The organism is Streptomyces sp. NPDC002125 (assembly GCF_053593715.1).
This window is the reverse complement of sequence record NZ_JBSFDD010000006.1, coordinates 152,680-174,647: the sequence shown is the minus strand read 5'-3', so window position 1 is coordinate 174,647 and position 21,968 is coordinate 152,680. Positions and strand designations below refer to the sequence as shown.

The 21,968-nt window shown below is 73.1% G+C and carries 22 protein-coding genes; 13 read left to right on the top strand and 9 right to left on the bottom strand.

Going from position 1 to position 21,968, the window contains the following annotated elements:
* Positions 1 to 98: 98 nt before the first annotated feature.
* Complete coding sequence (locus ACWCQM_RS13355; RefSeq protein WP_450915418.1) at positions 99 to 1,622, top strand: MFS transporter; 1,524 nt, start codon at positions 99 to 101, stop codon at positions 1,620 to 1,622.
* Here ACWCQM_RS13355 and pepE read toward each other — a convergent pair.
* Together pepE and ACWCQM_RS13345 are read right to left on the bottom strand one after the other, a co-directional pair.
* Entirely contained in the window at positions 1,588 to 2,316 is a 729-nt protein-coding gene (pepE, locus tag ACWCQM_RS13350) for a dipeptidase PepE (protein ID WP_450915417.1), read from the bottom strand. The two genes, ACWCQM_RS13355 and pepE, sit on opposite strands and share 35 nt — an antisense overlap.
* Before the next feature lie 69 nt (positions 2,317 to 2,385).
* On the bottom strand, positions 2,386 to 3,213 hold the full coding sequence (locus ACWCQM_RS13345; RefSeq protein ID WP_450915416.1) for an IclR family transcriptional regulator: 828 nt from the start codon (positions 3,211 to 3,213) through the stop codon (positions 2,386 to 2,388).
* 146 nt (positions 3,214 to 3,359) lie between these two features.
* Here ACWCQM_RS13345 and ACWCQM_RS13340 point away from each other — a divergent pair, with 146 nt between their 5' ends.
* The 4 genes from ACWCQM_RS13340 (at position 3,360) to ACWCQM_RS13325 (ending at position 7,177) form a co-directional block, all read left to right on the top strand.
* Positions 3,360 to 4,313: a DUF1177 domain-containing protein gene (locus tag ACWCQM_RS13340; protein ID WP_450915415.1), complete on the top strand. Its 954-nt coding sequence runs from the start codon at positions 3,360 to 3,362 to the stop codon at positions 4,311 to 4,313.
* Between the two features lie 208 nt (positions 4,314 to 4,521).
* Positions 4,522 to 5,205 (top strand): class I SAM-dependent methyltransferase, encoded by a 684-nt coding sequence (locus ACWCQM_RS13335; RefSeq protein WP_450915414.1) that lies wholly within the window; start codon positions 4,522 to 4,524, stop codon positions 5,203 to 5,205.
* A gap of 22 nt (positions 5,206 to 5,227) precedes the next feature.
* A complete protein-coding gene (locus ACWCQM_RS13330) occupies positions 5,228 to 6,178 on the top strand; it encodes an N-acetylmuramoyl-L-alanine amidase (protein ID WP_450915413.1) in 951 nt (316 codons plus the stop codon).
* 186 nt (positions 6,179 to 6,364) lie between these two features.
* Complete coding sequence (locus ACWCQM_RS13325; protein WP_450915412.1) at positions 6,365 to 7,177, top strand: hypothetical protein; 813 nt, start codon at positions 6,365 to 6,367, stop codon at positions 7,175 to 7,177.
* A 78-nt stretch (positions 7,178 to 7,255) separates the two neighbouring features.
* Here the strand turns inward: ACWCQM_RS13325 and ACWCQM_RS13320 are convergent, their stop codons facing one another.
* Both ACWCQM_RS13320 and ACWCQM_RS13315 read right to left on the bottom strand, forming a co-directional pair.
* Complete coding sequence (locus tag ACWCQM_RS13320; protein WP_450915411.1) at positions 7,256 to 8,035, bottom strand: maleylpyruvate isomerase family mycothiol-dependent enzyme; 780 nt, start codon at positions 8,033 to 8,035, stop codon at positions 7,256 to 7,258.
* 40 nt (positions 8,036 to 8,075) lie between these two features.
* Complete coding sequence (locus ACWCQM_RS13315) at positions 8,076 to 8,627, bottom strand: hypothetical protein (protein ID WP_450915410.1); 552 nt, start codon at positions 8,625 to 8,627, stop codon at positions 8,076 to 8,078.
* Positions 8,628 to 8,767: 140 nt separating this feature from the next.
* On the opposite strand from ACWCQM_RS13315, the gene ACWCQM_RS13310 reads away from it, so the two are divergent.
* Positions 8,768 to 9,061: a hypothetical protein gene (locus ACWCQM_RS13310; RefSeq protein WP_450915409.1), complete on the top strand. Its 294-nt coding sequence runs from the start codon at positions 8,768 to 8,770 to the stop codon at positions 9,059 to 9,061.
* A 12-nt stretch (positions 9,062 to 9,073) separates the two neighbouring features.
* Here the strand turns inward: ACWCQM_RS13310 and ACWCQM_RS13305 are convergent, their stop codons facing one another.
* Genes ACWCQM_RS13305 through ACWCQM_RS13295 form a run of 3 tightly spaced genes read right to left on the bottom strand, consistent with a single transcriptional unit; the run spans position 9,074 to position 12,256 of the window.
* Positions 9,074 to 10,162 (bottom strand): prenyltransferase, encoded by a 1,089-nt coding sequence (locus ACWCQM_RS13305; protein WP_450915408.1) that lies wholly within the window; start codon positions 10,160 to 10,162, stop codon positions 9,074 to 9,076.
* Positions 10,159 to 10,890, bottom strand: a complete 732-nt coding sequence (locus ACWCQM_RS13300) for a class I SAM-dependent methyltransferase (RefSeq protein WP_450915407.1) — start codon at positions 10,888 to 10,890, stop codon at positions 10,159 to 10,161. The genes ACWCQM_RS13305 and ACWCQM_RS13300 overlap by 4 nt, the downstream gene beginning before the upstream one ends.
* Positions 10,891 to 10,942: 52 nt before the next feature.
* Positions 10,943 to 12,256, bottom strand: a complete 1,314-nt coding sequence (locus ACWCQM_RS13295) for a glycosyltransferase family 4 protein (protein WP_450915406.1) — start codon at positions 12,254 to 12,256, stop codon at positions 10,943 to 10,945.
* A 232-nt stretch (positions 12,257 to 12,488) separates the two neighbouring features.
* Here ACWCQM_RS13295 and ACWCQM_RS13290 point away from each other — a divergent pair, with 232 nt between their 5' ends.
* The 7 genes from ACWCQM_RS13290 (at position 12,489) to ACWCQM_RS13260 (ending at position 18,956) form a co-directional block, all read left to right on the top strand.
* Complete coding sequence (locus ACWCQM_RS13290) at positions 12,489 to 13,088, top strand: TetR family transcriptional regulator (RefSeq protein WP_450915405.1); 600 nt, start codon at positions 12,489 to 12,491, stop codon at positions 13,086 to 13,088.
* A gap of 238 nt (positions 13,089 to 13,326) precedes the next feature.
* Positions 13,327 to 14,562, top strand: a complete 1,236-nt coding sequence (locus ACWCQM_RS13285) for a substrate-binding domain-containing protein (RefSeq protein WP_450915404.1) — start codon at positions 13,327 to 13,329, stop codon at positions 14,560 to 14,562.
* 3 nt (positions 14,563 to 14,565) lie between these two features.
* Positions 14,566 to 15,357: an ABC transporter ATP-binding protein gene (locus tag ACWCQM_RS13280; protein WP_450915403.1), complete on the top strand. Its 792-nt coding sequence runs from the start codon at positions 14,566 to 14,568 to the stop codon at positions 15,355 to 15,357.
* Positions 15,354 to 16,097: an ABC transporter ATP-binding protein gene (locus tag ACWCQM_RS13275; protein ID WP_450915402.1), complete on the top strand. Its 744-nt coding sequence runs from the start codon at positions 15,354 to 15,356 to the stop codon at positions 16,095 to 16,097. Before ACWCQM_RS13280 ends, ACWCQM_RS13275 begins: the two co-directional genes overlap by 4 nt.
* The gene (locus tag ACWCQM_RS13270) at positions 16,097 to 16,984 is read left to right on the top strand and encodes a branched-chain amino acid ABC transporter permease (protein ID WP_450915401.1); all 888 of its coding nucleotides are present in this window, start codon (positions 16,097 to 16,099) and stop codon (positions 16,982 to 16,984) included. Before ACWCQM_RS13275 ends, ACWCQM_RS13270 begins: the two co-directional genes overlap by 1 nt.
* Positions 16,981 to 18,069, top strand: a complete 1,089-nt coding sequence (locus ACWCQM_RS13265) for a branched-chain amino acid ABC transporter permease (RefSeq protein ID WP_450915400.1) — start codon at positions 16,981 to 16,983, stop codon at positions 18,067 to 18,069. Before ACWCQM_RS13270 ends, ACWCQM_RS13265 begins: the two co-directional genes overlap by 4 nt.
* Positions 18,066 to 18,956 carry an alpha/beta fold hydrolase gene (locus ACWCQM_RS13260; protein WP_450915399.1) on the top strand — a complete coding sequence of 297 codons (891 nt, stop codon included), beginning with the start codon at positions 18,066 to 18,068 and terminating at the stop codon, positions 18,954 to 18,956. The genes ACWCQM_RS13265 and ACWCQM_RS13260 overlap by 4 nt, the downstream gene beginning before the upstream one ends.
* 22 nt (positions 18,957 to 18,978) lie before the next feature.
* Here the strand turns inward: ACWCQM_RS13260 and ACWCQM_RS13255 are convergent, their stop codons facing one another.
* Positions 18,979 to 20,961, bottom strand: coding sequence for a helix-turn-helix domain-containing protein (locus ACWCQM_RS13255; RefSeq protein WP_450915398.1), 1,983 nt, complete (start codon positions 20,959 to 20,961; stop codon positions 18,979 to 18,981).
* Between the two features lie 34 nt (positions 20,962 to 20,995).
* Positions 20,996 to 21,781: a 3-hydroxybutyrate dehydrogenase gene (locus ACWCQM_RS13250; protein WP_450915397.1), complete on the bottom strand. Its 786-nt coding sequence runs from the start codon at positions 21,779 to 21,781 to the stop codon at positions 20,996 to 20,998.
* Between the last annotated feature and the right edge of the window lie 187 nt (positions 21,782 to 21,968).

The window sequence follows — 21,968 nt, the reverse complement described above, 5'->3', positions numbered from 1 at the left end:
CTTCGTGGCCGCGCCCTGCGCCGGCCCGCCTGCTCCACCCGCTCCACCCGCTCCACCCGCTCGGACCCTTCACCTTCCCCTGCCCGGAGGCCATACGTATGCAACGGACGACGAACGAACAGCAAGCCGGGGAGACGCTTCCCGACCCGCGCGAGGGCGGCGTCGTCCCCGTACTCGCGTTCGCGGGGATCACCGTCGCGGTGATGCAGACCCTGCTCGTCCCCGTCATCAAGGACCTGCCGTCCCTGCTCGGCACCGACCCGGCCAACGCGACCTGGGTGATGACCGCCACCCTGCTCGCCGGGGCCGTCGCGACCCCGATCATGGGGCGGCTCGGTGATCTGTACGGCAAGCGGCGGATGCTGCTGGCCAGCCTCGCCGTGATGGTGGTCGGCTCGCTGATCTGCGCCTCCACCGACGATCTCGTGGTCATGATCGCCGGCCGGGCGCTCCAGGGCTTCGCCATGGGCGCCATCCCGCTGGGCATCGGCATCATGCGCGATGTCCTGCCGCCCCGGAAGCTCGGCTCGGCGATGGCCCTGATGAGCTCCTCCATAGGCGTGGGCGGCGGTCTCGCGCTGCCCGCCGCGGCCGTCATCGCCCAGCACGCCGACTGGCACGCGCTCTTCCTCAGCTCGGCCGCGCTGGGGGTGCTGGCCATGACGCTCACCTACCTCGTCGTGCCGGAGCCCCCGCTGCGCGCGCCGGGCCGTTTCGACCTCGTGGGCGCGCTGGGTCTCTCGCTCGGTCTGGTCTGCCTGCTGCTGCCCGTCACCAAGGGCGGCGACTGGGGCTGGACCTCTCCCCTGACGCTCGGGCTGATCGCCGCGTCCCTCGTGGTCCTGGTGCTGTGGGGCCTGTACGAGCTCCGCTCCCCGGCGCCGCTGGTCGACCTGCGGACCAGCGCCCGCCGTGAGGTGCTGCTCACCAACCTGGTCTCGATCATGGTCGGGGTCGCCTTCTACGCCGTCTCGCTGGTCCTCCCCCAGCTGCTCCAGCTGCCGGAGTCGACCGGGTACGGCCTGGGGCAGTCCATGGTGATGGCCGGGCTCTGCGTGGCGCCGCTGGGCGTGACGATGATGTTCGTCGCCCCGCTGTACGCCCGGATCTCCGCCCGCCGGGGGCCGAAGACCACCCTGATGCTCGGGATGCTGGTCATCGCCTTCGGGTACGGGGCGGGGCTCGGACTGATGTCCGCCGCGTGGCAGACCGTGGTGATCGCGGTGGTGCTGGGGGCGGGCATCGGGCTCGCGTACTCCTCGCTGCCCGCTCTGATCATCGGGGCCGTCGACGCGTCCGAGACCGGTGCGGCGAACGGGCTGAACACCCTGATGCGTTCGATCGGCACCTCGCTGTCGAGCGCGGTCATCGGCATGGTCCTCGCGAACACCTCGGTGCGGATGGGCGCCGTGGACGTTCCCACCATGGAGGGCTTCCGGACCTCGTTCATGATCGCCACGGGGGCGGTGCTGATCGGCCTGGCACTGGCCGCGTTCCTGCCCGCCCAGCGGCCCCGCCCGGTGCTGCTGGCCAGCAGCGCGGGCGACGAGCTCGCCGCCGCCGAGTCCGCCCACGCGGCGGTGCCGGTCAGCGCGACGGAGCGTCGAACCTCGGCTCCGTAGCCAGCAGCCACGACACGTCGGAACCTGGCGCGAGCTCCCGCGGCAGGTCCCCTCGGGTGAACAGCCGGGCGGGGCGGGCTCCCTGGACGCTCGCCACGCCCTCCCGCACGCGGAGCCAGGAGCCCTCGCGCAGCCCGAGCACCGGCACGTCGTTCTCCTCCAGGAACTCGGTGAGCCGCTCCTCGCGGGTCTCGCCCTTGTGGGTGCTGGCGGGGTCCGGGTCCAGGTAGTGCGGGTTGATCTGGAAGGGCACCAGGCCCAGCGCGTCGAAGGACGGCGGCTGCACGATGGGCATGTCGTTGGAGGTCCGCAGGGTCGGCGCGGCCATGTTGGTGCCCGCGCTGGCGCCCATGTACGGCAGCCCGTTCCGCGCGGCGTCCCGCACGGCCTCGCGCAGGCCGGTGCGGTAGAGCGCGTCCAGCAGCCGGAAGGAGTTGCCCCCGCCGATGAACACGGCGTCCGAGGCGGCGAGTCCGGCGAGGGGGTCGGCGTACTCGTGGACGCCGCGCACATCGATCCCGGCCGCCTCCAGGGCGCCCCGGACGCGCGCCGTGTACGCGTCGTGGTCGGCCAGTGCGTACGGCACGAAGGCGAGCCGGGCGTTCGGCGGGAGGAACGCGGTGACGGTGTCCAGCGCGTGTTCCAGATAACCGCGGTCGTACTGGGTGGAGTTGGAGAGCAGCAGCAGATTCACGGATGTTCCTTGTGCGGAGGGAACCGGCGGTGGCGCTCGGATGCCGGAGCGGACGGTGCACGGGCAGGGTCAGGCGCCCCGGGGGCGTCCCGCGCGGGACCTGGGCCGCTGGGGCGGGTGGGTGAGCCGCTGCTCCAGCAACTGGGCGGCGTGCCGCAGCGCTTCGAGCCGGTCGTCGGGCGCTCCCCCGAAGCGGTCCTCGCCGCCGCCGAGACTGAGGCTTCCGTAGGGCTCGCGGCCCAGGAACACCGGCACGGCGACGGTCGCGACCCCGGTGTCGTACTCGCCGACGGTCCACGCGTACCCCTGGGCGCGGACCTTGAGGAACTCCTGCTCCAGCAGGTCGGGATCGGTGACGGTGCGGTCGGTGAAGCGCGCCATGGGACGGCCCCGGAAGAGCCGGTGGCGCTGGTCGTCGGGCAGATACGCGTAGTAGGACTTGCTGGTCGCCCCGGCGTGCGCCGGATAGAGCTCACCGACCAGCGGGTAGTAGCGCAGGGGCCCGGTCTCGCCCTCCTCGGCCGCCACGCACCGCATGTGGAAGCTGTCGGGGAGGCAGAAGAGGACGGTGTCGCCGGTGGTCCGGCGCAGCTCCTCCAGGACGGGCGCGGCCAGCAGCTCCAGTGATCCCGAGCGCTCCCAGAGCCGGCCGAGCCGGAGCACGGCGGGGCCGATGCGATAGCGGCGGGTGGCCGGGTCGGAGACCAGGAAGCCGCGTCCGGCGAGCGTGGCCAGCAGGCGCTGGGCGACCGACGTGTCCCAGCCGAACTCCCCGGCGACCTCGGTGACACCCCAGTCGGGACGGGTGCGCTCGAAGGCGAGCAGCACCAGGAGCGCCCGGTCGACGGTCTGGAGGGCACCGGTGGGGGTGCGGCGGTCCAGCGGGAAGTCGGCCATCAGCATCTCACCATTCAGACCTGAATTGCAGATAACGGGAAAGAGTTGCGTTCCACGGTAGCGGATCCCGAATGTTGCTCCAGCACCCCGCCCCGCGCTTCCCCGCAGGAGCGCCGGGCGGGTGTCCCGCTCCGAGAAAGGCCCCCATGCTCAAGTACGTACTGGACATCGTCGAGCTCCTGGACGACCCGCAGGTCTCCGGCAAGTCGGTCGCCGGATACCTCGACTCCGTCGCCGGGGCCGAGGGCTCGTCCGCGCAGGTCACGACGGTCACCGGCGACCGGGGGTCGACGGACTTCGTGCTCGTCCGCATCCCCGGCTCCCGGGGCCGCACGGTGGGCGGCGGCGCCCGGACCCTGGGCGTGGTCGGCCGCCTCGGCGGCGTCGGCGCCCGCCCCGAGGTGACCGGACTCGTCTCCGACGCGGACGGCGCCGCCTCGGCGCTCGCGACGGCGGCCAAGCTGCTGGACATGCGCCGCCGGGGTGACATGCTGCCCGGCGACGTGATCGTCGCCACGCACATCTGCCCGAGCGCCCCGACCGAGCCGCACGACCCGGTGCCGTTCATGGGGTCGCCGGTGGACATCGCCACGATGAACCGGCACGAGGTCACGGGCGAGATGGAGGCCGTGCTCTCCATCGACACCACCAAGGGCAACCGGATCATCAACCACAAGGGCCTGGCCCTCTCGCCCACCGTGAAGGAGGGCTGGGTGCTCCGGGTCTCCGAGCAGCTCGGCGAGCTCCTCGCGGTGGTGACCGGTGAGCCGTTGGTCACGTACCCGGTGACCACGCAGGACATCACCCCATACGGTAACGGGGCACACCACATCAATTCGATCCTTCAGCCCGCCACCGCGACCGCCGCCCCGGTCGTCGGTCTCGCGGTCACCTCGGCCGCCGCGGTGCCGGGCTGCCAGACGGGCGCGAGTCACGAGAGCGACATCGCCTCCGCGGCCCGGTACGCCGTCGAGGTCGCCAAGGCCTTCGGCGCCGGAACCCTGGACTTCCACGACGCGGTGGAGTTCGACAACCTCGTCAACCGCTACGGGTCGCTGGCTCACCTGCAGACCTTCGGCCGCACCTCCCAGGAGTCCTGAAGCTCCCGCACGACCTGGACTACGGCCGCCTCTTCCACGGCGTGGACGAGCGCGTCCCGCTGGAGGGCCTGCGCTTCGGCGTCCGGGTCATGACCCGGCTCTGGCAGAGCTGCTGACCTGACCCCGCGGGTCTGCCAGGGGCCCACCCACCCGTACGCCCCCGCCGATCCGTCTCGCGGGGGCGTACGGCACGATGGGACGCCGTCCGATGCACCGTCCCACCAGGAGGAACCCCGTGGCCGCCGAGTCGCCCGCCCGTCCCGAGCCGCAGGTTCTCGCCGCCTTCGAGGCCGCCAAGGGCTTCATGCCGGTCCACGAAGGGCTCGCTCTGTACGCCGCCGCCGTCGAGGCCGGCGCGCTGGGGATGCCGCTCCTGGAGGTCGGCACCTACTGCGGGCGCTCCGCGATCCTGCTGGCGGACGCCGCGCGGGCGGCCGGGGTAACCGCCCTCACCGTCGACCACCACCGGGGCAGCGAGGAGCAGCAGCCCGGCTGGGAGTACCACGACCCCTCGGTGGTCGATCCGGAGACCGGCCTGATGGACACGCTGCCGACCTTCCGCCGCACCCTGCACCGGGCGGGCCTGGAGGAGCACGTGGTGGCGCTCGTGGGACGGTCGCCGCAGGTCGCGGCCGTCTGGGGCGGGTCGCTCGGCCTGGTCTTCATCGACGGCGGCCACACCGACGAGCACGCGAACGGGGACTACGAGGGCTGGGCCCCGAAGGTCGCCGACGGCGGGCTGCTGGTCATCCACGATGTGTTCCCCGACCCGGCCGACGGCGGCCAGGCCCCGTACCGCGTCCACCAACGGGCCCTGGGATCAGGGGCGTTCACCGAGATCTCGGTGGCGGACTCACTGCGCGTACTGCGGCGTACGGGGCCGGGGATCTGAAGGGCACGGATAGCATCGCGGCGTGCGCTACGACGATTTCGTTCCCCCCACCTCGCGCAGGGGCCCGTGGCGCGGGCCCGTGTCCTCTGCCGTGGCGCTGGCCTGCGCCTGCCTGACCGCGACGGGATGCGGCATGGCCGACGGCGGGCCGGCTCCCGGTGACGCGAAGGCCGACGCGCCCCGGCCCGCGTCATCCCTGGCCGCGTCCCCGGGGCCGGCCTCGCCCCCAGCACCGGAGCCCTCGGCCACGAGCCCCTCCGGCGCGGCCACGTCCGCGAGGCCGAAGCCGGCCTCCGGCGGCCCGCTCTCGGGCCGCACCGTGGTGATCGACCCCGGGCACAATCCCGGCAACCGCGATCACACCCGGGAGATCAACAGCCAGGTGGACATCGGCACGGGGCGCAAGGAGTGCGACACCACGGGCACCGCCACGAACGCGGGGTACGCGGAGGCCCTGTTCACCCTCGATGTCTCCCGGCGGCTGCGCGCCCTGCTGGAGGAGCGGGGCGCGAAGGTCGTGCTCACCCAGGACGGCGAGCGCCCCTTCGGCCCGTGCGTGGACGAGCGCGCCCGGATCGGCAACAAGGCCGGGGCGGACGCGGTCGTCTCGGTCCACGCCGACGGCTCGGCGGCCGGCAACCGGGGTTTCCACGTCATCCTTCCCGCGGCGGTGAGCGGCGGCGACGCGGACACCTCGAAGATCGTCGCCCCTTCGCGTGAACTGGGGGTGCGGATTGCGGGGAATTTCGTACGCACCACCGGAAGCGCCCCTTCCAATTACATCGGCGGGGATACCGGGCTCGACACCCGAGGAGATCTTGGCGGCCTGAATCTGTCGACCGTGCCCAAAGTGTTCATCGAATGCGGCAATATGCGTGATCCTGAGGATGCCGCTCTGCTCACCAGTGCGAGCTGGCGCCAGAAGGCCGCTCTCGGGATCGCGGAGGGCATCGGCAGCTATCTGAAGAGGTAGTTCTGCGGTGACAGTGGCGACATTGGGGGGATATCAAGTCCGAGTTCCGGGCGGCAGCACAACCCGCCCGGGCAGACGATAGATTCATCCGTACGATGGGGAGCCGCCCCCGAGCTTCGCGCCGTACCCGCCGTTCAGGCGGCAGCGACGACCGCCCCGACGAGACGACCGACTAAGGACCTTCACGTGAATATCCGCTCCCTCACTCGAGGCGACGGCGTGGTGATCGGAGCAGCGGTCGTGCTGTTCATCGCCTCTTTCCTCGACCTCTCCGGCTTCGACTGCCCCTCGGGCGTGGACTGCTCGGGCTACAGCGCGAACGCCTGGGACTCGCTCTCCGTCCTGATGGGCATCTACCTCGCCGGCATCATCGGCGCCGCGCTGCTGATCGTCAGCCGCGCGATGCCGGGCCGCAAGGTGGCCGGTTTCGAACTCGGCCAGTTCGGCGCCGCGTTCACCGTGTACTCCCTGTGGACGATGTTCTGGACGATCATCGACGCCGGTGACGCGGGTGCCGGTCTGATCCTCGGTCTGCTGGCCGCGATCGTGCTGGCCGGCGGTGCGGTGGCCACTCCGCTGGTTCCCGCGCTCAAGGCCCCGCTCGTCGGCGCCCCGCGCCCGGCGCAGGGTGCGCAGCCGCCGTACGGCCAGCAGCCCGGCCAGGGTTACGGCTACCCCGGTGCCCAGCAGACCTTCGGCGCCCAGCCGGGCCAGCCCCAGCCGTACGGCGCCCAGCCCGGTCAGCCGGAGCACCAGCAGACGGCGCAGCAGGCGCCCCAGGGCGGCGGAGCACCGGCCGGTGACTTCACGCCGTTCTGGTTCGCGGTGCCGGTGGCACGTCCGCTGTACGGCGAGGACGGCGCCCCCAACCCCATCGCCGAACTGGCGCCGGGCACGTGGTACCTCGCGGTCGAGCAGCGTGGTCCCGGGCTCATCGCCCAGACGCAGGACGGCCGTCGCGGTGTGCTCCAGGACACCACGGGCATCCAGCGCGGCTGACGTCCCCGCACGACGAGCGGCCCCTGCCCGGACGGGCGGGGGCCGCTTTCGTGTGTCCGGGGAGGCCGGGGCAGCAGCTCAGCCGAAGGACGACCTGTCCAGCCAGAAGTCCAACAGCTCCCGGTCCCCCAGGACCTCCAGACCGCCCTCGTCCGGCTTCTGCCTGCGGTTGAACGCCAGCATCAGCTCGGTCACCGGACCGCGCAGTGCCACCGTCGCCTTCTCGTGCGCGTGACGCCACGTGAAGCCCTCGTCGCGGAACTCGATCAGCCACTCCGCCCCGAGTGCGTCCGTGGCGTGCAGATGCAACGACCGTCCGCCGCCGCGCAGTTCGGCCGCCTCGGGGTCGCCCTCCTCCTGGGCGTACGCGACGATCTGGAGCCACTCCGTGACGGTGTCGGCGGCCAGGTCGGCCGCGACCGTGTAGTCCGTCCCCGCGGCGAGGGCGGCGTCCGCGCGGTGGACGGCGGTCTCGTGGGCCATCCGCCGGGCCCAGAACGCGGTCCGGCGCTCCCACGCCCAGGTCCACACCTCGGTGTCGGGCCCCGCCTCGCGCAGGGCCTCCACCGTCGCGTCGGCCCCCGCGAGCAGCCAGGCGCGCAGGGCGCCGGTGTCGTCGCCCTCCGGGCCCCCGGCGTCCGGCACCTGGTCCTCGGGGACGTCGTCGGCGGCCCGGCGGCGGACGATCTCACCGACCCAGCGGTGCGCGCCGCCGACATGCACGACGAGCTCGCGCAGGGTCCAGTCGGGGCATGTGGGGACCCTGCGGGTCAGGTCGGCGCCTGTCAGGAGCTCCCCCAACTCGGCGGTCTGGGCGAGGATCTCGTCGCAGTAGCGGGTGTGCGCAAGGAGAGTCATCCCGGCACCCTATGCGGCCCCGGGAGGACGCTTCAGCTGGTTATCCGGTGAGCTGGGAGGTGGAGGGCACCTTGTTCGTCACCTCGGCACCCGCGCTCTTCCCGGCCTCCTTGACGCTGTTGATGACGCTCTCGAACGCCCCCACGTCCCCGGCGGCCAGATCACCCTTGCCCATTCTGGCCGCCACGTCCTTGAGCGACTCGATCCCGGCGGTCAGCGGCGCGACGGCCTTCGACAGCAGCGGGTCGCCCTTGGCGTTGACGGTCGCGGCCTTGAGGCGGTTGTACGCGAAGGCGCCCGCCGCCCCCGCCTTGACCATCGCGAACGTCCGACCGTCCGCGCCCTTCTTGAACGTCCCCGCGCGGTAGGGCTTCACGATCCACTGGTACGCCGCACCGGCCGCGAGTCCCGCGTTGGCGACGAAGCGGGTCTTGGCCCACTTCTGCTTCTGCGCCGACGTCGTGGGGCTCGGGCTCGCGGAGCTGCTCACCGTGGTGCCGTCGTCCCCGCCGCAGGCGGTGGTGCCCGCCAGCACGGTGCAGGACAGCAGCAGTGCCACCAGGAGCCGGCGGAGCGGTACGGAACGGGGCACGACGGGCCTCCCTGGCCGGGGTCTTCACGGTGAGTGACGTGAGCCGGCACTCCTCGCCAGGCTCACCCGTGCGGGAGACGGGCGCCACCCGGTGCACGCCGGACGGGTTTCACCCTCGGTAAAGCGGCAATCCGGAGAGCATGTCTCCCAGAACAGGCTCAGGAAGCAGTACCGCCGCACGTGTCATAGCCGTCGTCGCGGACATCATGGCATTCATCATCATCCTGTGGATCCTGATGTACCTGCTCGACGCCAACCGGGGCAACGACCTGGTCCAGTGGGTCCAGGACTCGGCGCGCTGGCTCGCCGGATGGTCGTACGACCTGTTCACCTTCGACGAAGCGTGGGCTCGTGTCGTCACCGGCTACGGTCTCGCCGCAGTCGTCTATCTGTTCATCGGTCACGCCATCGCGGGCCGGGTCCGCCGCCACTAAGGCCTGCCCGCACTAGCCGGCCGTCTCCTGGCGGCAGCAGTCCGGCTCCAGTCCCACCGGCAGCCGTTCGCCGCCGAAGACCGCGGTGGTCGCCTCGTCCCCCCCGAGCGCGGCCACCGCGAGCAGCAGGGAACCCGCCGTCCAGGTGGTGAGCTCCTCGGGCCATATGGCCCTCTCGCCCTCGAAGACGTACCCCGTCCAGTACAGGCCGCCCTCGGCGCGCAGGTGCTGGACGGACTGCAGGATCTCCAGGGCCCGGTCCGACTCCCCCGTCACCCAGAGCGCGAGGGCCAGTTCGCAGCTCTCGCCGCCCGTGACCCAGGGGTTGGGGAGCACGCAGCGCACGCCGAGGCCGGGGACCACGAAGCTGTCCCAGCCCTCCTCGATCCGGCGGGTCGCTTCGGCGCCGGTGACCGCGCCGCCGAGGACCGGGTAGTACCAGTCCATCGAGTAGCGGCTCTTGTCCAGGAAGCGTTCGGGGTGGCTGCGGATCGCGTGGCCGAGCGCACCGGCCGCCAACTCCCAGTCGGGCTGCGGTTCCTCGCGCTGTTCCGCCAGGGCGAGCGCGCAGCGCAGCGCCTGGTGGATCGAGGAGGAGCCGGTCAGCAGGGCGTCGGTGACGGGAGTGCCGTCGGGTTCGCGCTTCCAGCCGATCTGGCCGCCGGGCTGCTGGAGCCGCAGCACGAACTCGATCGCGGCGTAGACCGTGGGCCACATCCGGTCGACGAAGGCGTCGTCGCCCGTGGCGAGGTAGTGGTGCCAGACTCCGACGGCGACGTAGGCGCAGAAGTTGGTCTCGCGCCCCAGGTCGGTGGGCCGGTCCGGGTCGCCGTCGTGGTAGGCGGCGTACCAGGAGCCGTCCTCGTTCTGGTGGCGGGCCAGCCAGGCGTAGGCACGGGCGGCGGCCTCGTGCTCCCCGGCCGCGTCCAGCGCCATCGCGGCCTCGGTGTGGTCCCACGGGTCGAGGTGGTGGCCCCGGAACCAGGGCAGCGCCCCGTCCTCGCACTGCACGGCGAGGAGCGCGGCCACGGTCTCCGCGGCCTGCTCGGCGGTGAGGACGCCCGGCAGGACGAGGTGTTCGGTCCGCTCGGGCGTGCTCACGCCTCGGCCTTGGGCAGGTGCGGCTTGGTCGCGTAGGCCACGAAGCTCTTGCCGACGACCGGGTTGAGCAGCTGCTCGGCGACCCGGGTGGCCAGGGGCTTCTTCATGATGTCCCAGACCAGCAGCTTGTGGTAGGCGCGCACCGGGAGCGCCTTGTCGTTGTCCACCCCGAAAGCGCACTTCAGCCACCAGTAGGGGCTGTGCAGCGCGTGGGCGTGGTGGGTGCCGTAGGGCTTGAGCCCGGCCTCGCGGATCTTGCCGAGGAGCTCGTCGGCCTTGTAGATGCGGATGTGGCCGCCCTCGACCTCGTGGTACGCGTCGGAGAGCGTCCAGCAGACCTTCTCGGGGCCGTAGCGGGGCACGGTGATCGCGATCCGGCCGCCGGGCTTCAGCACGCGGACCATCTCGGCGAGCACGCCCTTGTCGTCCGGGATGTGCTCCATGACCTCGGAGATGATCACGACGTCGAAGGAGGCGTCGGGGAAGGGCAGGTTGAGCGCGTCGCCCTCCATCGCGGTGGCGGTCGCGCCCGCGGGCGCCTCGCCGGCCTCCTTCATCGCGGCGAACCACTTGGCGACCTCGCGGATCTCCTCGCCGTTCTGGTCGAGGGCCACCACCTGGGCACCGCGCCGGTAGCACTCGAAGGCGTGCCGGCCGGCGCCGCAGCCCAGATCGAGCACTCGGTCGCCTGCGGCGAGCGGGAAGCGGGTGAAGTCGACGGTCAGCACGGGGGCCTGCCTTCGAGGTCGGAGGTACGGGTTCCGGTGGCCATGGGGGCGGTCACCTGCGGGCTGCCCGGGCGGCGATCGACCGGCGGTAGAGCTCGACGGTACCGAGGGCCGCCCTGGCCCAGGTGAAGTTCGCCAGGACCCGGGCGCGGCCGGCCTCGCCGAGGCGGGCGCGGAGTGCGGGGTCGCCGAGGAGCCGGCCGAGGGCGGCGGCCAGGGCGCCCGCGTCGCCGGGCGGCACGGCGAGGCAGGTCTCGCCGTCGGGCCCCGCGACCTCGGGGATCGCGCCGCCGGTGGTGGCCACCAGCGGTGTCCCGGTGGCCATGGCCTCGGCGGCGGGGAGCGAGAAGCCCTCGTACAGCGAGGGGACGCAGGAGACCTGGGCGCTGCGGACCAGGTCGACGAGCTCGGCGTCGCTGATGCCCTTGACGAACTCGACGGCGTCCTGGAGTCCGTACCGCTCGATGGCCTGGGCGACGGGGCCGCGCTCGGCCCGCTTGCCGACGACCACGAGATGGGCGGCGGGGTTCTCGGTGCGGAGCTTGGCGAGTGCCTCCACCAGGTGGACGAGGCCCTTGAGCGGGACGTCCGCGCTGGAGGTGGTGACAATCCGGCCGGGCACCTCGGCGACCGAGGGGTCCGGCGACCAGAGGTCGGTGTCGGCTCCGATGTGCACGACCTGGATACGGTCGCGGCGCACCCCGAGGTGCTCGGTGATCTCCTGCTGGGAGGAGCCGGAGACGGTGAGGACGGACGGCAGCCGGCGGGCCACGCGCCGCTGCATGCGGGTGAAGCCGTACCAGCGGCGCACGGAGAGCCGGCGGCGCCTCGACTCTGCGGCGTCCAGGTCGAGTTGGCGGTCCACGGTGATCGGGTGGTGGATCGTGGTGACGAGGGGAGCGCCGAGGTCCCCGAGCAGGCCGTAGCCGAGCGTCTGGTTGTCGTGCACGACGTCGAAGTCACCGCGCCTGGCGAGGAGATGGCGCCGGGCCCGCATGCTGAAGGTGAAGGGTTCGGGGAAGCCGCCGGTCCACATGGTGGCGACCTCGGCGAGGTCGATCCAGTCGCGGTACTCGCCGCGCTTCGGAGTGCGGAACGGGTCGGGCTGGCGGTAGAGGTCCAGGCTCGGCAGTTCGGTGAGCGGGACGCCCTCGTCGAGCACCGGGTAGGGCTGGGCTCCGATGACCTCGACGCTGTGGCCCAGCCGGGCCAGCTCGCGGCCCAGGTGGCGGACGTAGACGCCCTGGCCGCCGCAGAAGGGGTTGCCCTTGTAGGTCAGGAGTGCGATGCGCAACGGCCGGTCACCGTCGGTGCCCGACGCACTGCCGCCCGCGAAGGGGCCCGTCTCTATGGCCTCAGCGGTCACACTCGGCCCCCTTCTCACTGCGTTTTCGCCGGAGCGTAACCGGTCGCGCTAATCTAGAACAAGTTTCAGACTCGTTCGTTCAACACGGACCGAATCTACCGGCAGGTAGCGTCGACGTGACGGCCGGATCAGGTGATTCGCGCCACGACGGACGCCCTGGCATGCTGTGCGCGCCCCGAGCCGGGCGCCCGGCCGGGCAGGGAACCGGTTCTCCCTTTTCGAATGGGGACAGATGACAGCGGAAGCCAGGCCCGCGGTGCAGCCCCTGACGGAACGCCAGGAGGCCCGCCGCCGCCGCATCCTCCAGGCCGGCGTCCAGCTCGCCGGGCGGGGCGGCTTCGAGGCCGTGCAGATGCGCGAGGTGGCGGAAGCCGCCGGGGTCGCCCTGGGCACGCTGTACCGCTACTTCCCCTCCAAGATCCATCTGCTGGTCGCGGTCATGCACGACCAGCTCCAGCGGCTGCACGTCACGCTCCGCAGGAACCCGCCCGCCGGGGACGACCCCGCCCAGCGGGTCGCGGAGACCCTGATGCGGGCCTTCCGGGCGCTCCAGCGCGATCCCCATCTGGCGGACGCCATGGTGCGGGCCCTGACCTTCGCCGACCGGGGGGTGAGCGCCGAGGTGGACGCCGTGTCGCGGCTGACCACGACGATCGTCCTGGAGGCGATGGGGGTGGAGGAGCCCACCCGGGAGCAGCTGTCCGTGGTCCGCGTCATCGAGCACACCTGGCACTCCGCGCTGGTCACCTGGCTGTCGGGGCGTGAGTCGATCGCACAGGTGAAGCGGGACATCGAGACGGTGTGCGGGCTGATCCGCCTCCCCGCAAGGTGATCCGCCTCCCCGCAAGGTGATCCGCCTCCCCGCAGGCTGATCCGCCTCCCCGCAGGCTGATCCGCCCCTCCGCGGGCGAGGCCTGACCCCCCTCGCGGCGGCACCCCCCTGGCGTGCCCATGTGCGGCGCCCACACCGGCATCCGTCCAGGTGAGGCTTCCTGCACCATATCGACGGCGCCACGGTGTTCGTACGGTTCGGCCGACATCACCCGAACCACGCCGAGGAGCCGGTCACCATGCGTCGCAGAGCCGTAGGAACCGCCCGAAGAAGAACCCTGACCTCGGCCGCGCTCGGCGCCGCCGCCCTCCTGCTGGCCGGCTGCACCGCCGCCGGCCAGGCGGGCAGCGGCTCCGACTCCGGCAAGGGCGGCGACGAGGCGGTGAAGGTGGGCCTCGTCTACTCCCGCACGGGGCTGCTCGCCGCGTACGGGAAGCAGTACCGCGACGGGTTCATGGCCGGCCTCGACTACGCCACGAAGGGCACCAACGAGGCGGGCGGCCACCCCATCGAGGTCACCGAGCAGGACGACGCGGGCGACCCCGGCAAGGCGGTCTCCGCCGCGAAGAACCTGATCGGCAAGGGCTACAAGGTGCTGGCGGGCACCACCGACTCCGGGGTCGCCCTCCAGATGGCCCCGCTGGCCGCCCAGAACAAGGTGCTGTACGTCAGCGGCCCGGCCGCCACGGACGCGGTGACCGGGATCAACACGTACACCTTCCGCTCCGGCAGGCAGTCCTACCAGGACATCCTCACGGCGGGCACCATGCTCGGCGACCCGAAGGGCAAGAAGGTCACCGTCCTCGCGCAGGACTCCACCTTCGGCCAGGCCAACGTGGCGGCCGTCAAGGCGGTCCTGGGCGCCGAGGGGGCGGAGGTGGGCTCGGTGCTGGCCCCGCCGAGCGCCACGGACCTGACGCCCTTCGCCCGGCAGGTCAAGGCGGGCGGTCCCGATCTGGTCTTCGTCGCCTGGGCCGGCGCGACCGCCCCCGCCCTGTGGACCGCGCTGGACCAGCAGGGGGTGCTGAGCGCCGGCAAGGTCGTCACCGGGCTGGCGGGGACGGCCTCGTACCCGGTGTTCGGGGCGGCGGGTGCGAAGGTCTCCTTCCTCGCGCACTACTTCCCCGGCGCGGGCGGCGGCAACGCCGTGGAGAAGGCCATGATCGCCGGTGTCGGGAAGGCGGGCGGCACGCCCGACCTGTTCAGCACCGACGGCTTCACCGCGGCGCAGATGATCGTGCGGGCCGTCGAGGAGGGCGGTGCCACCGACACCGCCGCCATGGTGAAGGCCCTGGAGGGCTGGAGCTTCGACGGGGTGAAGGGCGCCCAGCAGGTCCGCGCCGGGGACCACGCGCTGGTGCAGCCGATGTTCGTGGCCAGGCTCAACGGCGCGGGCGCCGCCGCCGAACCCGAGCTGGTGAGCACGGAGCCCGGCGACGCGGTCGCACCGCCCGAGAAGCCCTCGGCGGGCTGACCCATGACCGCATCCGGCACCACGACGGCGCGGGGCGAGGGGGCGCTCACCGGCACCCCCGTGCTCCGGCTGGACCGACTGGGGTGGCGCGTCGGCGGGGCGGCCATCGTCGAGGACGTCACCGTCGATGTCCGCGAGGGCGAGTTCCTCGCCTTCATCGGCCCCAACGGGGCGGGGAAGACCTCCCTGTTCAATCTGATCAGCGGGATCGTCCGGCCCACCTCGGGCACCCTCGCGCTGGACGGCGCGGAGCTGACCGGTCTGCCCGTGCACACCCGTGCGCGGCGCGGGATCGGCCGGACGTTCCAGACCTCCAGCCTCTGGCCGGCGATGACCGTGGCCGAGCACGTCCGGCTGGCCGCCCAGGCGCGGCACGGCGGCTCGCACCGGCTCTGGCGGCGGGCTTCCCCGTACGCCGCCGAGGTGGACGGCGTGCTGGAGCGCACCGGGCTCGGCCATCGCGCCGGGGCGACGGCCGCGGAGCTCTCGCACGGCGAGAAGCGCAAGCTGGAGCTCGCGGTGCTGCTGGTGGGCGAGCCCCGGCTGATGCTGCTCGACGAGCCGATGGCCGGGGTGAGCGCCGAGGAGGTCCCGGCCCTGACCGAGCTGATCCGCTCCCTGCACCGGGACGAGGGCCGCACCGTGCTGATGGTCGAGCACCACATGGACGTCCTGCTGGGTCTCGCCGACCGGCTGGCCGTGATGCACCACGGCCGCCTCCTCGCCCTGGACACCCCGGGCGCGGTGACCGCCGACCCCGTCGTCCAGCAGGCCTATCTCGGGGAGGGGCTGTGACCGCGCCCGCCCTGCTCGTCGTACGGGACCTGCGCGTCCTGATCGGCGGGCGGCACATCCTGCACGGCGTGGACCTCGACGTGGCCCGCCACGGCGTGACCGCGCTCCTCGGCCGCAACGGCGCGGGGAAGACCACGACCGTGCGCGGCGTGCTCGGCCTCGTCCCGCGCGCCGGGAGCGTGCTGCTCGACGGCGAGGAGACCGTGGGCCTGCCCACGCACACCCTGGTCCGCCGGGGCATCGGGTACGCCCCCGAGGACCGGGGGATCTTCGCGGGCCTCACCGTCGCGGAGAACCTGCGCCTGGCCGAGCGCCGTGGCGCGGAGGGTCCCGCCTACGGCCTGGTCCATGAGCTCTTCCCCGAACTCAAGCGCCGCGAGCGGCAGTTGGCCGGGACGCTCTCCGGCGGCCAGCAGCAGATGGTGGCCATCGGGCGCACCCTGCTCAACGGCAACCGGCTGATCATCGCCGACGAGCCCACCAAGGGCCTGGCCCCCAAGGTGGTCACCGAGGTGGCCCAGGTGCTGGAGCGCGCCGCGGAGGCGGTGCCCGTCCTGCTCGTCGAACAGAATCTCGCCGTCGTGCGCCGGCTCGCCGAGCACTGCGTGGTGCTCGCCGACGGACGGACGGCCCACCAGGGCGACGCGGCCGGGCTGCTGGGCGACGCCGAGGCCACCCGCAGGCTGCTCGGCGTGGGCCGGGGCCCGCTCGCCCCACACACCGCGGAGGCGGATTCCTGATGTCCACCATCGTGCTGCTCACCATGACCGGACTCGGTCTGGGGGCGCTCTACTTCCTCGTCGCGTCGGGGCTCTCGCTGATCTTCGGCCTGATGGACGTGCTCAACTTCGCCCACGGGGCGCTGCTCTCCATCGGCGCGTACGCCACCTGGTGGGCGGCCTCCGGCCATCTGCCGGGCGCCGGGCCGGGCGGCTGGGGCTTCGCGCTGGCCGTCCTGTTCGGTACGGCGGTGGGCACGCTGGCCGCCGTGGTGCTGGAACTGGCCGTCGTACGCCCGCTGTACACCCGGCCGCGCGAGCAGGTGCTCGCCACGGTCGGGGTGGGGCTGGCCGTGCCCGCGCTGCTGTCCGGCATCTGGGGCTCGGACGCCCGGACCTTCCCCGGCCCCGGGGCGCTGTCCGGCACCTTCGGGCTGCTGGGCGCGGAGGTGCCGGTCAACCGGCTGGTGCTGATCGCGGCCGCGGTCGTCGTCCTCGTCGCGCTGCGCGTGTTCCTCGGCAGGACCCGGCACGGCCTGGTCGTGCGGGCGGGTGTCGAGGACCGGGCCATGGTGACGGCGCTGGGCATCGACGTCCGTACGGCGTTCACGCTGGTCTTCGCGATCGGCGGCTGCGCCGCCGCGCTGGGCGGGGCGCTCGGCGGGCTGTACTTCGGCTCCGTCGACCCCCGGCAGGGCACCTCGCTGCTGATCTTCGCGTTCGTCGTCGTGGTCACCGGAGGCATGGGGTCGGTGACCGGCGCCGCGGTGGCGGCCGTCGTGATCGGCCTCGTCCAGCAGTTCGCCAACTACTACACCGCAGCGGGCCTCGGCGACCTGGCCGTCGTCGTCCTGCTCGCCGCGCTGCTGCTCGTCCGGCCGCGCGGACTGACCGGGAGGCTCGCGTGAGCACCGCCACCACACCCGCACCCACCGCGGTCACCACCCCGCCCGGACGGAGCGGGCCCCGGCTGCTGCGCTGGTGGCCCGCCGCCGTCCTGCTGCTCCTGGTCGTCGCGCCGTACAGCGCGCTGCCGGTCCCGGGGCTGCTCGACGGCCCGGTCGGGAGCCCGGGGAGCCTGCAACTGCTGGCCACCTGCCTGCTGTTCGGCGCCCTGGCCACCGGCTACGACCTGCTCCTGGGCCGCACCGGACTGCTCTCCTTCGGCCACGCCCTGTACTTCGCGGCGGGCAGCTACGCCACCAACACACTCCTGCTGGAGGCGGGCCTGCCCTTCGCCGTGGCCGCGGTCCTCGGGCTGTGCTTCGGCACCGCGCTCGCCCTGGTGCTCGGCTCGGTGAGCCTGCGCGTCACCGGCATCGGCTTCTCCATGGTGACGCTGGCCTTCGCGCAGGCCGGCTCGATCCTGGTCTCCCGCAACCCGGGCGGTCTCACCGGCGGCGAGGAGGGCCGGGCCGCCCCCGCGGACCTGCTGCCCTCGTGGCTCGTGGGCATCGACCACACCGCGAACCTGTACTGGATCGCGCTCGCCTATCTGGTCCTCACCCTCGGCGTCGTCCACTGGGCGGTCCGCTCCCCCACCGGCCGGGTCTGGGAGGGCATCAAGGAGAACGAGCGCCGGGTCGAGGTGCTCGGCCTGAAGCCGTACGGGTTCAAGCTGACGGCCTTCGTCCTCGCCGGTGCGCTGGCGGCGGTCGGCGGCCTCGTCCATCTGCTGCTCACCGGCGGCTCGACCCCCCAGACGACGACCTCGGACTTCACCCTGTCGCTGCTGGTGATGGTGGTGCTCGGCGGATCGGGCACCCGCTGGGGCCCGATGGTCGGCGGCATCCTCTACACCTGGGCCGACCACCGGCTCGGCGACCTCGCCGGATCGGGGGCGGTGGCCGATCTGCCCGCGGTGCTGCGCGTGCCGCTCTCGCAGCCGCTGTTCCTGCTCGGGGTGCTGTTCGTGGCCGTGGTACACCTGCTGCCCGGCGGCCTGGCCCGGCTGCCGTCCCGCCTGCGCCGCGCCCGTGAGGAGAAGCGATGAACCCGTACGAGGAGATACGAGTCCCGGTCGCGGGAGGCGAGCTGGCGGCGCTGCGCTGGCCCGCCCGGGAGCCCGGCGCGCCGGTGGTCGTCGCCCTGCACGGCATCACGGCCAACGCGCTCTCCTGGGGCGCGGTGGCCCGGCTGCTGGACGGCCGGGTCACCCTGGTCGCCCCGGATCTGCGCGGCCGGGCGGGGAGTTCGGGGCTGCCCGGCCCGTACGGCATCGGGGTCCACGCCGACGACACGGCCGCGCTCGCCGAGACGCTCGGCCAGGAGCGGGTGGTGCTGGCGGGCCACTCGATGGGCGCGTTCGTCGCCGCGCTCGCGGCCGTACGGCATCCGGGGCTCTTCGGCCCACTGGTGCTGGTCGACGGCGGGTTCGGCTTCCCCGCTCCCACGCATCTGTCGGCCGACGAGCTGATCACCGCCGTGATCGGCCCGGCGATGGACCGGCTCTCGATGACCTTCACCGACCGGGACGCCTACCGCTCCTTCTGGCAGGCCCATCCCGCGTTCGGGGGCGATGCCTGGTCCCCGGAGGTGGACGCCTACATCCAGCGCGATCTGACAGGCGAGGAACCCCGGCTGCGCTCCGGCTGCCGGCTGGAGGCGGTCCGCACGGACGGAGTGGGCCTCTTCCAGGAGGAGGTGATCGGGGCCGTACGCGAACTCCCGGGACCGGCCACGCTGTTGTGGGCGCGGCGGGGGCTGATGAACGAGGAGCAGGGGCTGTACGACGATTCCCGGCTCGCGGCGGCGGGGCAGCCCGGCACGAAGGTCCGGGCGGTCCGCGTCGACGACGTCAACCACTACACGGTGCTGACGGGCGAGAAGGGGGCCGGTGAGGTGGTCCGCGCGATGCTGGAGGCCGTGGACGAACGCTGAGGGCGCGGGCGGCCGGCAGGACTCAGCCCTCCCGGCCGCCCGCCAGCAGGTGCAGACGCAGGGCGAGCTGGAGTTCGAGGGCGCGGTCGGGCTCGTTCCAGTCGCGGCCCAGCAGCACCTGGATGCGGTCGAGGCGCTGCACGACGGTGTTGACATGGACGTGCAGCTCGTCCTTGGCCCGTATCAGGCTGCCGCCCGCGCCGAAGTACGCCCGCAGGGTCCGTACGAGATGGGTGCCGCGCCGCTCGTCGTAGCGGAGCAGCGGTCCCAGGGCGGCCGTCACGAAACCGTCCACGTCCTTGGCGTTGCCCAGGACGACGCCGAGGAAGCCCAGTTCGTCGACGCACGCCCCCTCGCCCTCGCGCCCCAGCACCCGCATGGCGCGCAGACAGCGTGCGGCCTCCGTGTAGGCGGCGGCCAGTTCGCGGGCGCCGCGCGCCGGGCCCGTGCCGGCGACGGTCACGGGCGCCTGGACGAGGTGGCCGAGCTGCGCCGCCGCGGCGCGGGCGGCGTCCCCGGCCGAGGAGGCGGGGCCCGGGGCGCCGCAGTCGATCAGCAGCACGACGGTGCCGGCGTGTTCGGCGCTCACCCCGTGGATGTCTCCGCCGAACAGATAGCGCAGGGCGGCGCCGCCGAGCTTCTCGCGGGCCGCCGCCTCCGCCACCAGCAGCAGATGCGGCCGGTCCAGGTCGATGCCGAGTCTGCGGCCCCGCTCGGCGAGCCCCGCCGGGTCGCGTTCCGGGTCGCCGAGGAGATCGCTGATCAGCTCGCCCCGTATCCGGTTCTCGGTCTCGGCGACCGTGCGGCGCAGCAGCAGGAGCAGTCCGGTGACGACGGCGGCGCGTTCGAAGAGCCTGCGGTCGGAGTCGTCGAGCCGGTCCGGCCGGTGCAGGACGAGACTGGCGAGGAGCTCCTGACCGGCGAGGACGGCGCAGATCCACCGCCCGTCGCGGCGCACCGCGCGCGCCCCCTGCCGGGACTCCTCGGCGGTCCCCACGAGCCACCCGGCGTCCATGCTGTCGGCGGCGAAGGCGGAGCCGTCGGGCCGTACGGCGGCCAGCGGGCGCCCGCCGGGATCGTGGATGGTCAGGGGGCTGTCGAGCAGCCCGGCGACGGACACGGCGACGTCCTTCACGTCCCCGCCGCGCAGCACCAGGTCGGTGAGCCGGTCGTGGGCCTCCTCGGCGCGCTGCATGGCGGCCGAGTGCGCGCGTACGGCGGCGTTGGCCTCGGCGAGTTCGGCGTTGGCGCCGGCGAGACCCGCGAGGGCGGTCCGGGTGTCGTCCAGGGCGCGGGCGGTGTCGATCGCGATGGCGGCGTGCGCGGCGAGGGAGCAGAGCAGGGCCACCTCGTCGGGGCTGAAGACCCGCGCGGCGCGGTCGGCGGCGAAGAGGACGCCGATGACCTTTCCGGCCCCGCCCCGGCTGGAGCCGAGCAGCAGGGGGACGCCCAGGATCGCGACGAGCCCCTCGTCCAGCACACCGGCGTTGATGTTGCGGGTGTGGTGGAAGCGTTCGTCGGTGCGGTAGTCGGGGGTCGCGTAGGGGCTGGCGGTCTGCGCGACGAGTCCGCCGAGCCCTTCGCCCAGTTCGAGACGGAGCCGCTGGAAGAGCACGGACACCGATCCGTCGGTGACCCGCATGTAGGTGTCCCCGGCCTCCTCGTCGGGGAGCGTCAGATAGGCGGTGTCGGTGCCCAGCAGCATCCTGGCCCGCCGCACGATCGCCTTCAGCACGTCGTCCAGGTCCCTGGAGGCCGCCAGGTCGCCCGCCGTGTCGAAGAGGGCGGTCAGCTGGAGTTCCCTGCGCCGGTGCTGGCGCAGGGCGCCCCTGATCCGCAGCGCGGTCGCGGCGGCCCGCTCCACCTCGGCCAGTTCGCCGGCGGGCACGCCCGCGGCCCTGGCCTCGGAGGTGACGGCGCCCAGCTCCTCGGCCGGGGCGTCGTCGGCCAGCAGGTCGAGGAGGCGGGCCAGGAGGGGCGCGGCGGAGGGGCGGGGTTCAGACATGGGCGGCCATCGTTCTTCCAGGGGCGGCGGGTGGTCAGTTGGCGGTCCAGCCGCCGTCCATCGTGAGGGAGCTTCCGGTGATGTGCGCCGTGCCGGGCCCGCACAGCCACAGGACGGCACCGGCCACGTCACCGGGCTCGATCAGCGACTTCAGCGCGCTGCGCTCCAGCAGCACCCGGCCCACCACCTCCTGCTCGGAGATGCCGTGGCTGCGGGCCTGGTCCGCGATCTGGTCCTCGACCAGGGGCGTACGGACATAGCCGGGGCTGACGCAGTTGCTCGTCACGCCGTGCGGCGCCGCTTCGAGTGCGACCACTTTGCTGAGCCCCTCCAGTGCGTGCTTGGCCGAGACGTAGGCCGACTTGTAGGGGCTGGCGCGCAGCCCGTGCACGGACGAGATGTTGACCACGCGGCCCCAGCCGCGTTCGTACATGCCGGGGAGCGTGCGGCGCAAGATGCGGAACGGCGCTTCCACCATGACGCGGTGGATCAGCTGGAAGCGGTCCGGCGGGAACTCGTGCACGGGCGCCACGTGCTGGAGCCCCGCGTTGTTGACCACGATGTCCGCGTCGGCGGGCAGCGAGTCGACCGCCTCGGCCACGGAGAGGTCGGCGACCCAGGCCGTTCCGCCGATCCGTTCCGCCAGGCTCTTGGCGGCGTCGCCGGTCTTGTCCACCACGTGCACATGGGCGCCGGCGGCGGCGAGCGCCTCGGCGCAGGCCAGTCCGATGCCGCTGGCCGCACCGGTGACCAGGGCGGTGCGTCCGGCGAGCGCGGAGGGGGCGAGGGGGGCGTGCCCGGGGGTCAGGGAAGTCTGCATGGGCGTCACCGTAAGGACGTCACCGTCCGCATCACACGGGGTCGGTGCACACACCCTGGGGCAGCCGCATGGTGCCGGCGTACATGGTGCGGGCCCCCGCCACGGGCCGGTCCCCGCAGCGTGCGGCCCCGAGCCGTCGGCCGCCGCCCGCGGGCCCGGGGCCCGGTGCGGGCGCAAGGGGAGCGCC

What these genes read in the sequence shown, in the direction of transcription:
- ACWCQM_RS13280 (WP_450915403.1), top strand. Translation starts at nt 14,566, where the DNA reads ATGACCGCATCCGGCACCACGACGGCGCGGGGCGAGGGGGCGCTCACC.
- ACWCQM_RS13345 (WP_450915416.1), bottom strand. Translation starts at nt 3,213, where the DNA reads ATGGCCGACTTCCCGCTGGACCGCCGCACCCCCACCGGTGCCCTCCAG.
- ACWCQM_RS13290 (WP_450915405.1), top strand. Translation starts at nt 12,489, where the DNA reads ATGACAGCGGAAGCCAGGCCCGCGGTGCAGCCCCTGACGGAACGCCAG.
- ACWCQM_RS13355 (WP_450915418.1), top strand. Translation starts at nt 99, where the DNA reads ATGCAACGGACGACGAACGAACAGCAAGCCGGGGAGACGCTTCCCGAC.
- ACWCQM_RS13340 (WP_450915415.1), top strand. Translation starts at nt 3,360, where the DNA reads ATGCTCAAGTACGTACTGGACATCGTCGAGCTCCTGGACGACCCGCAG.
- ACWCQM_RS13335 (WP_450915414.1), top strand. Translation starts at nt 4,522, where the DNA reads ATGCACCGTCCCACCAGGAGGAACCCCGTGGCCGCCGAGTCGCCCGCC.
- ACWCQM_RS13250 (WP_450915397.1), bottom strand. Translation starts at nt 21,781, where the DNA reads ATGCAGACTTCCCTGACCCCCGGGCACGCCCCCCTCGCCCCCTCCGCG.
- ACWCQM_RS13270 (WP_450915401.1), top strand. Translation starts at nt 16,097, where the DNA reads ATGTCCACCATCGTGCTGCTCACCATGACCGGACTCGGTCTGGGGGCG.
- ACWCQM_RS13320 (WP_450915411.1), bottom strand. Translation starts at nt 8,035, where the DNA reads ATGACTCTCCTTGCGCACACCCGCTACTGCGACGAGATCCTCGCCCAG.
- ACWCQM_RS13260 (WP_450915399.1), top strand. Translation starts at nt 18,066, where the DNA reads ATGAACCCGTACGAGGAGATACGAGTCCCGGTCGCGGGAGGCGAGCTG.
- ACWCQM_RS13310 (WP_450915409.1), top strand. Translation starts at nt 8,768, where the DNA reads ATGTCTCCCAGAACAGGCTCAGGAAGCAGTACCGCCGCACGTGTCATA.
- ACWCQM_RS13255 (WP_450915398.1), bottom strand. Translation starts at nt 20,961, where the DNA reads ATGTCTGAACCCCGCCCCTCCGCCGCGCCCCTCCTGGCCCGCCTCCTC.
- ACWCQM_RS13285 (WP_450915404.1), top strand. Translation starts at nt 13,327, where the DNA reads ATGCGTCGCAGAGCCGTAGGAACCGCCCGAAGAAGAACCCTGACCTCG.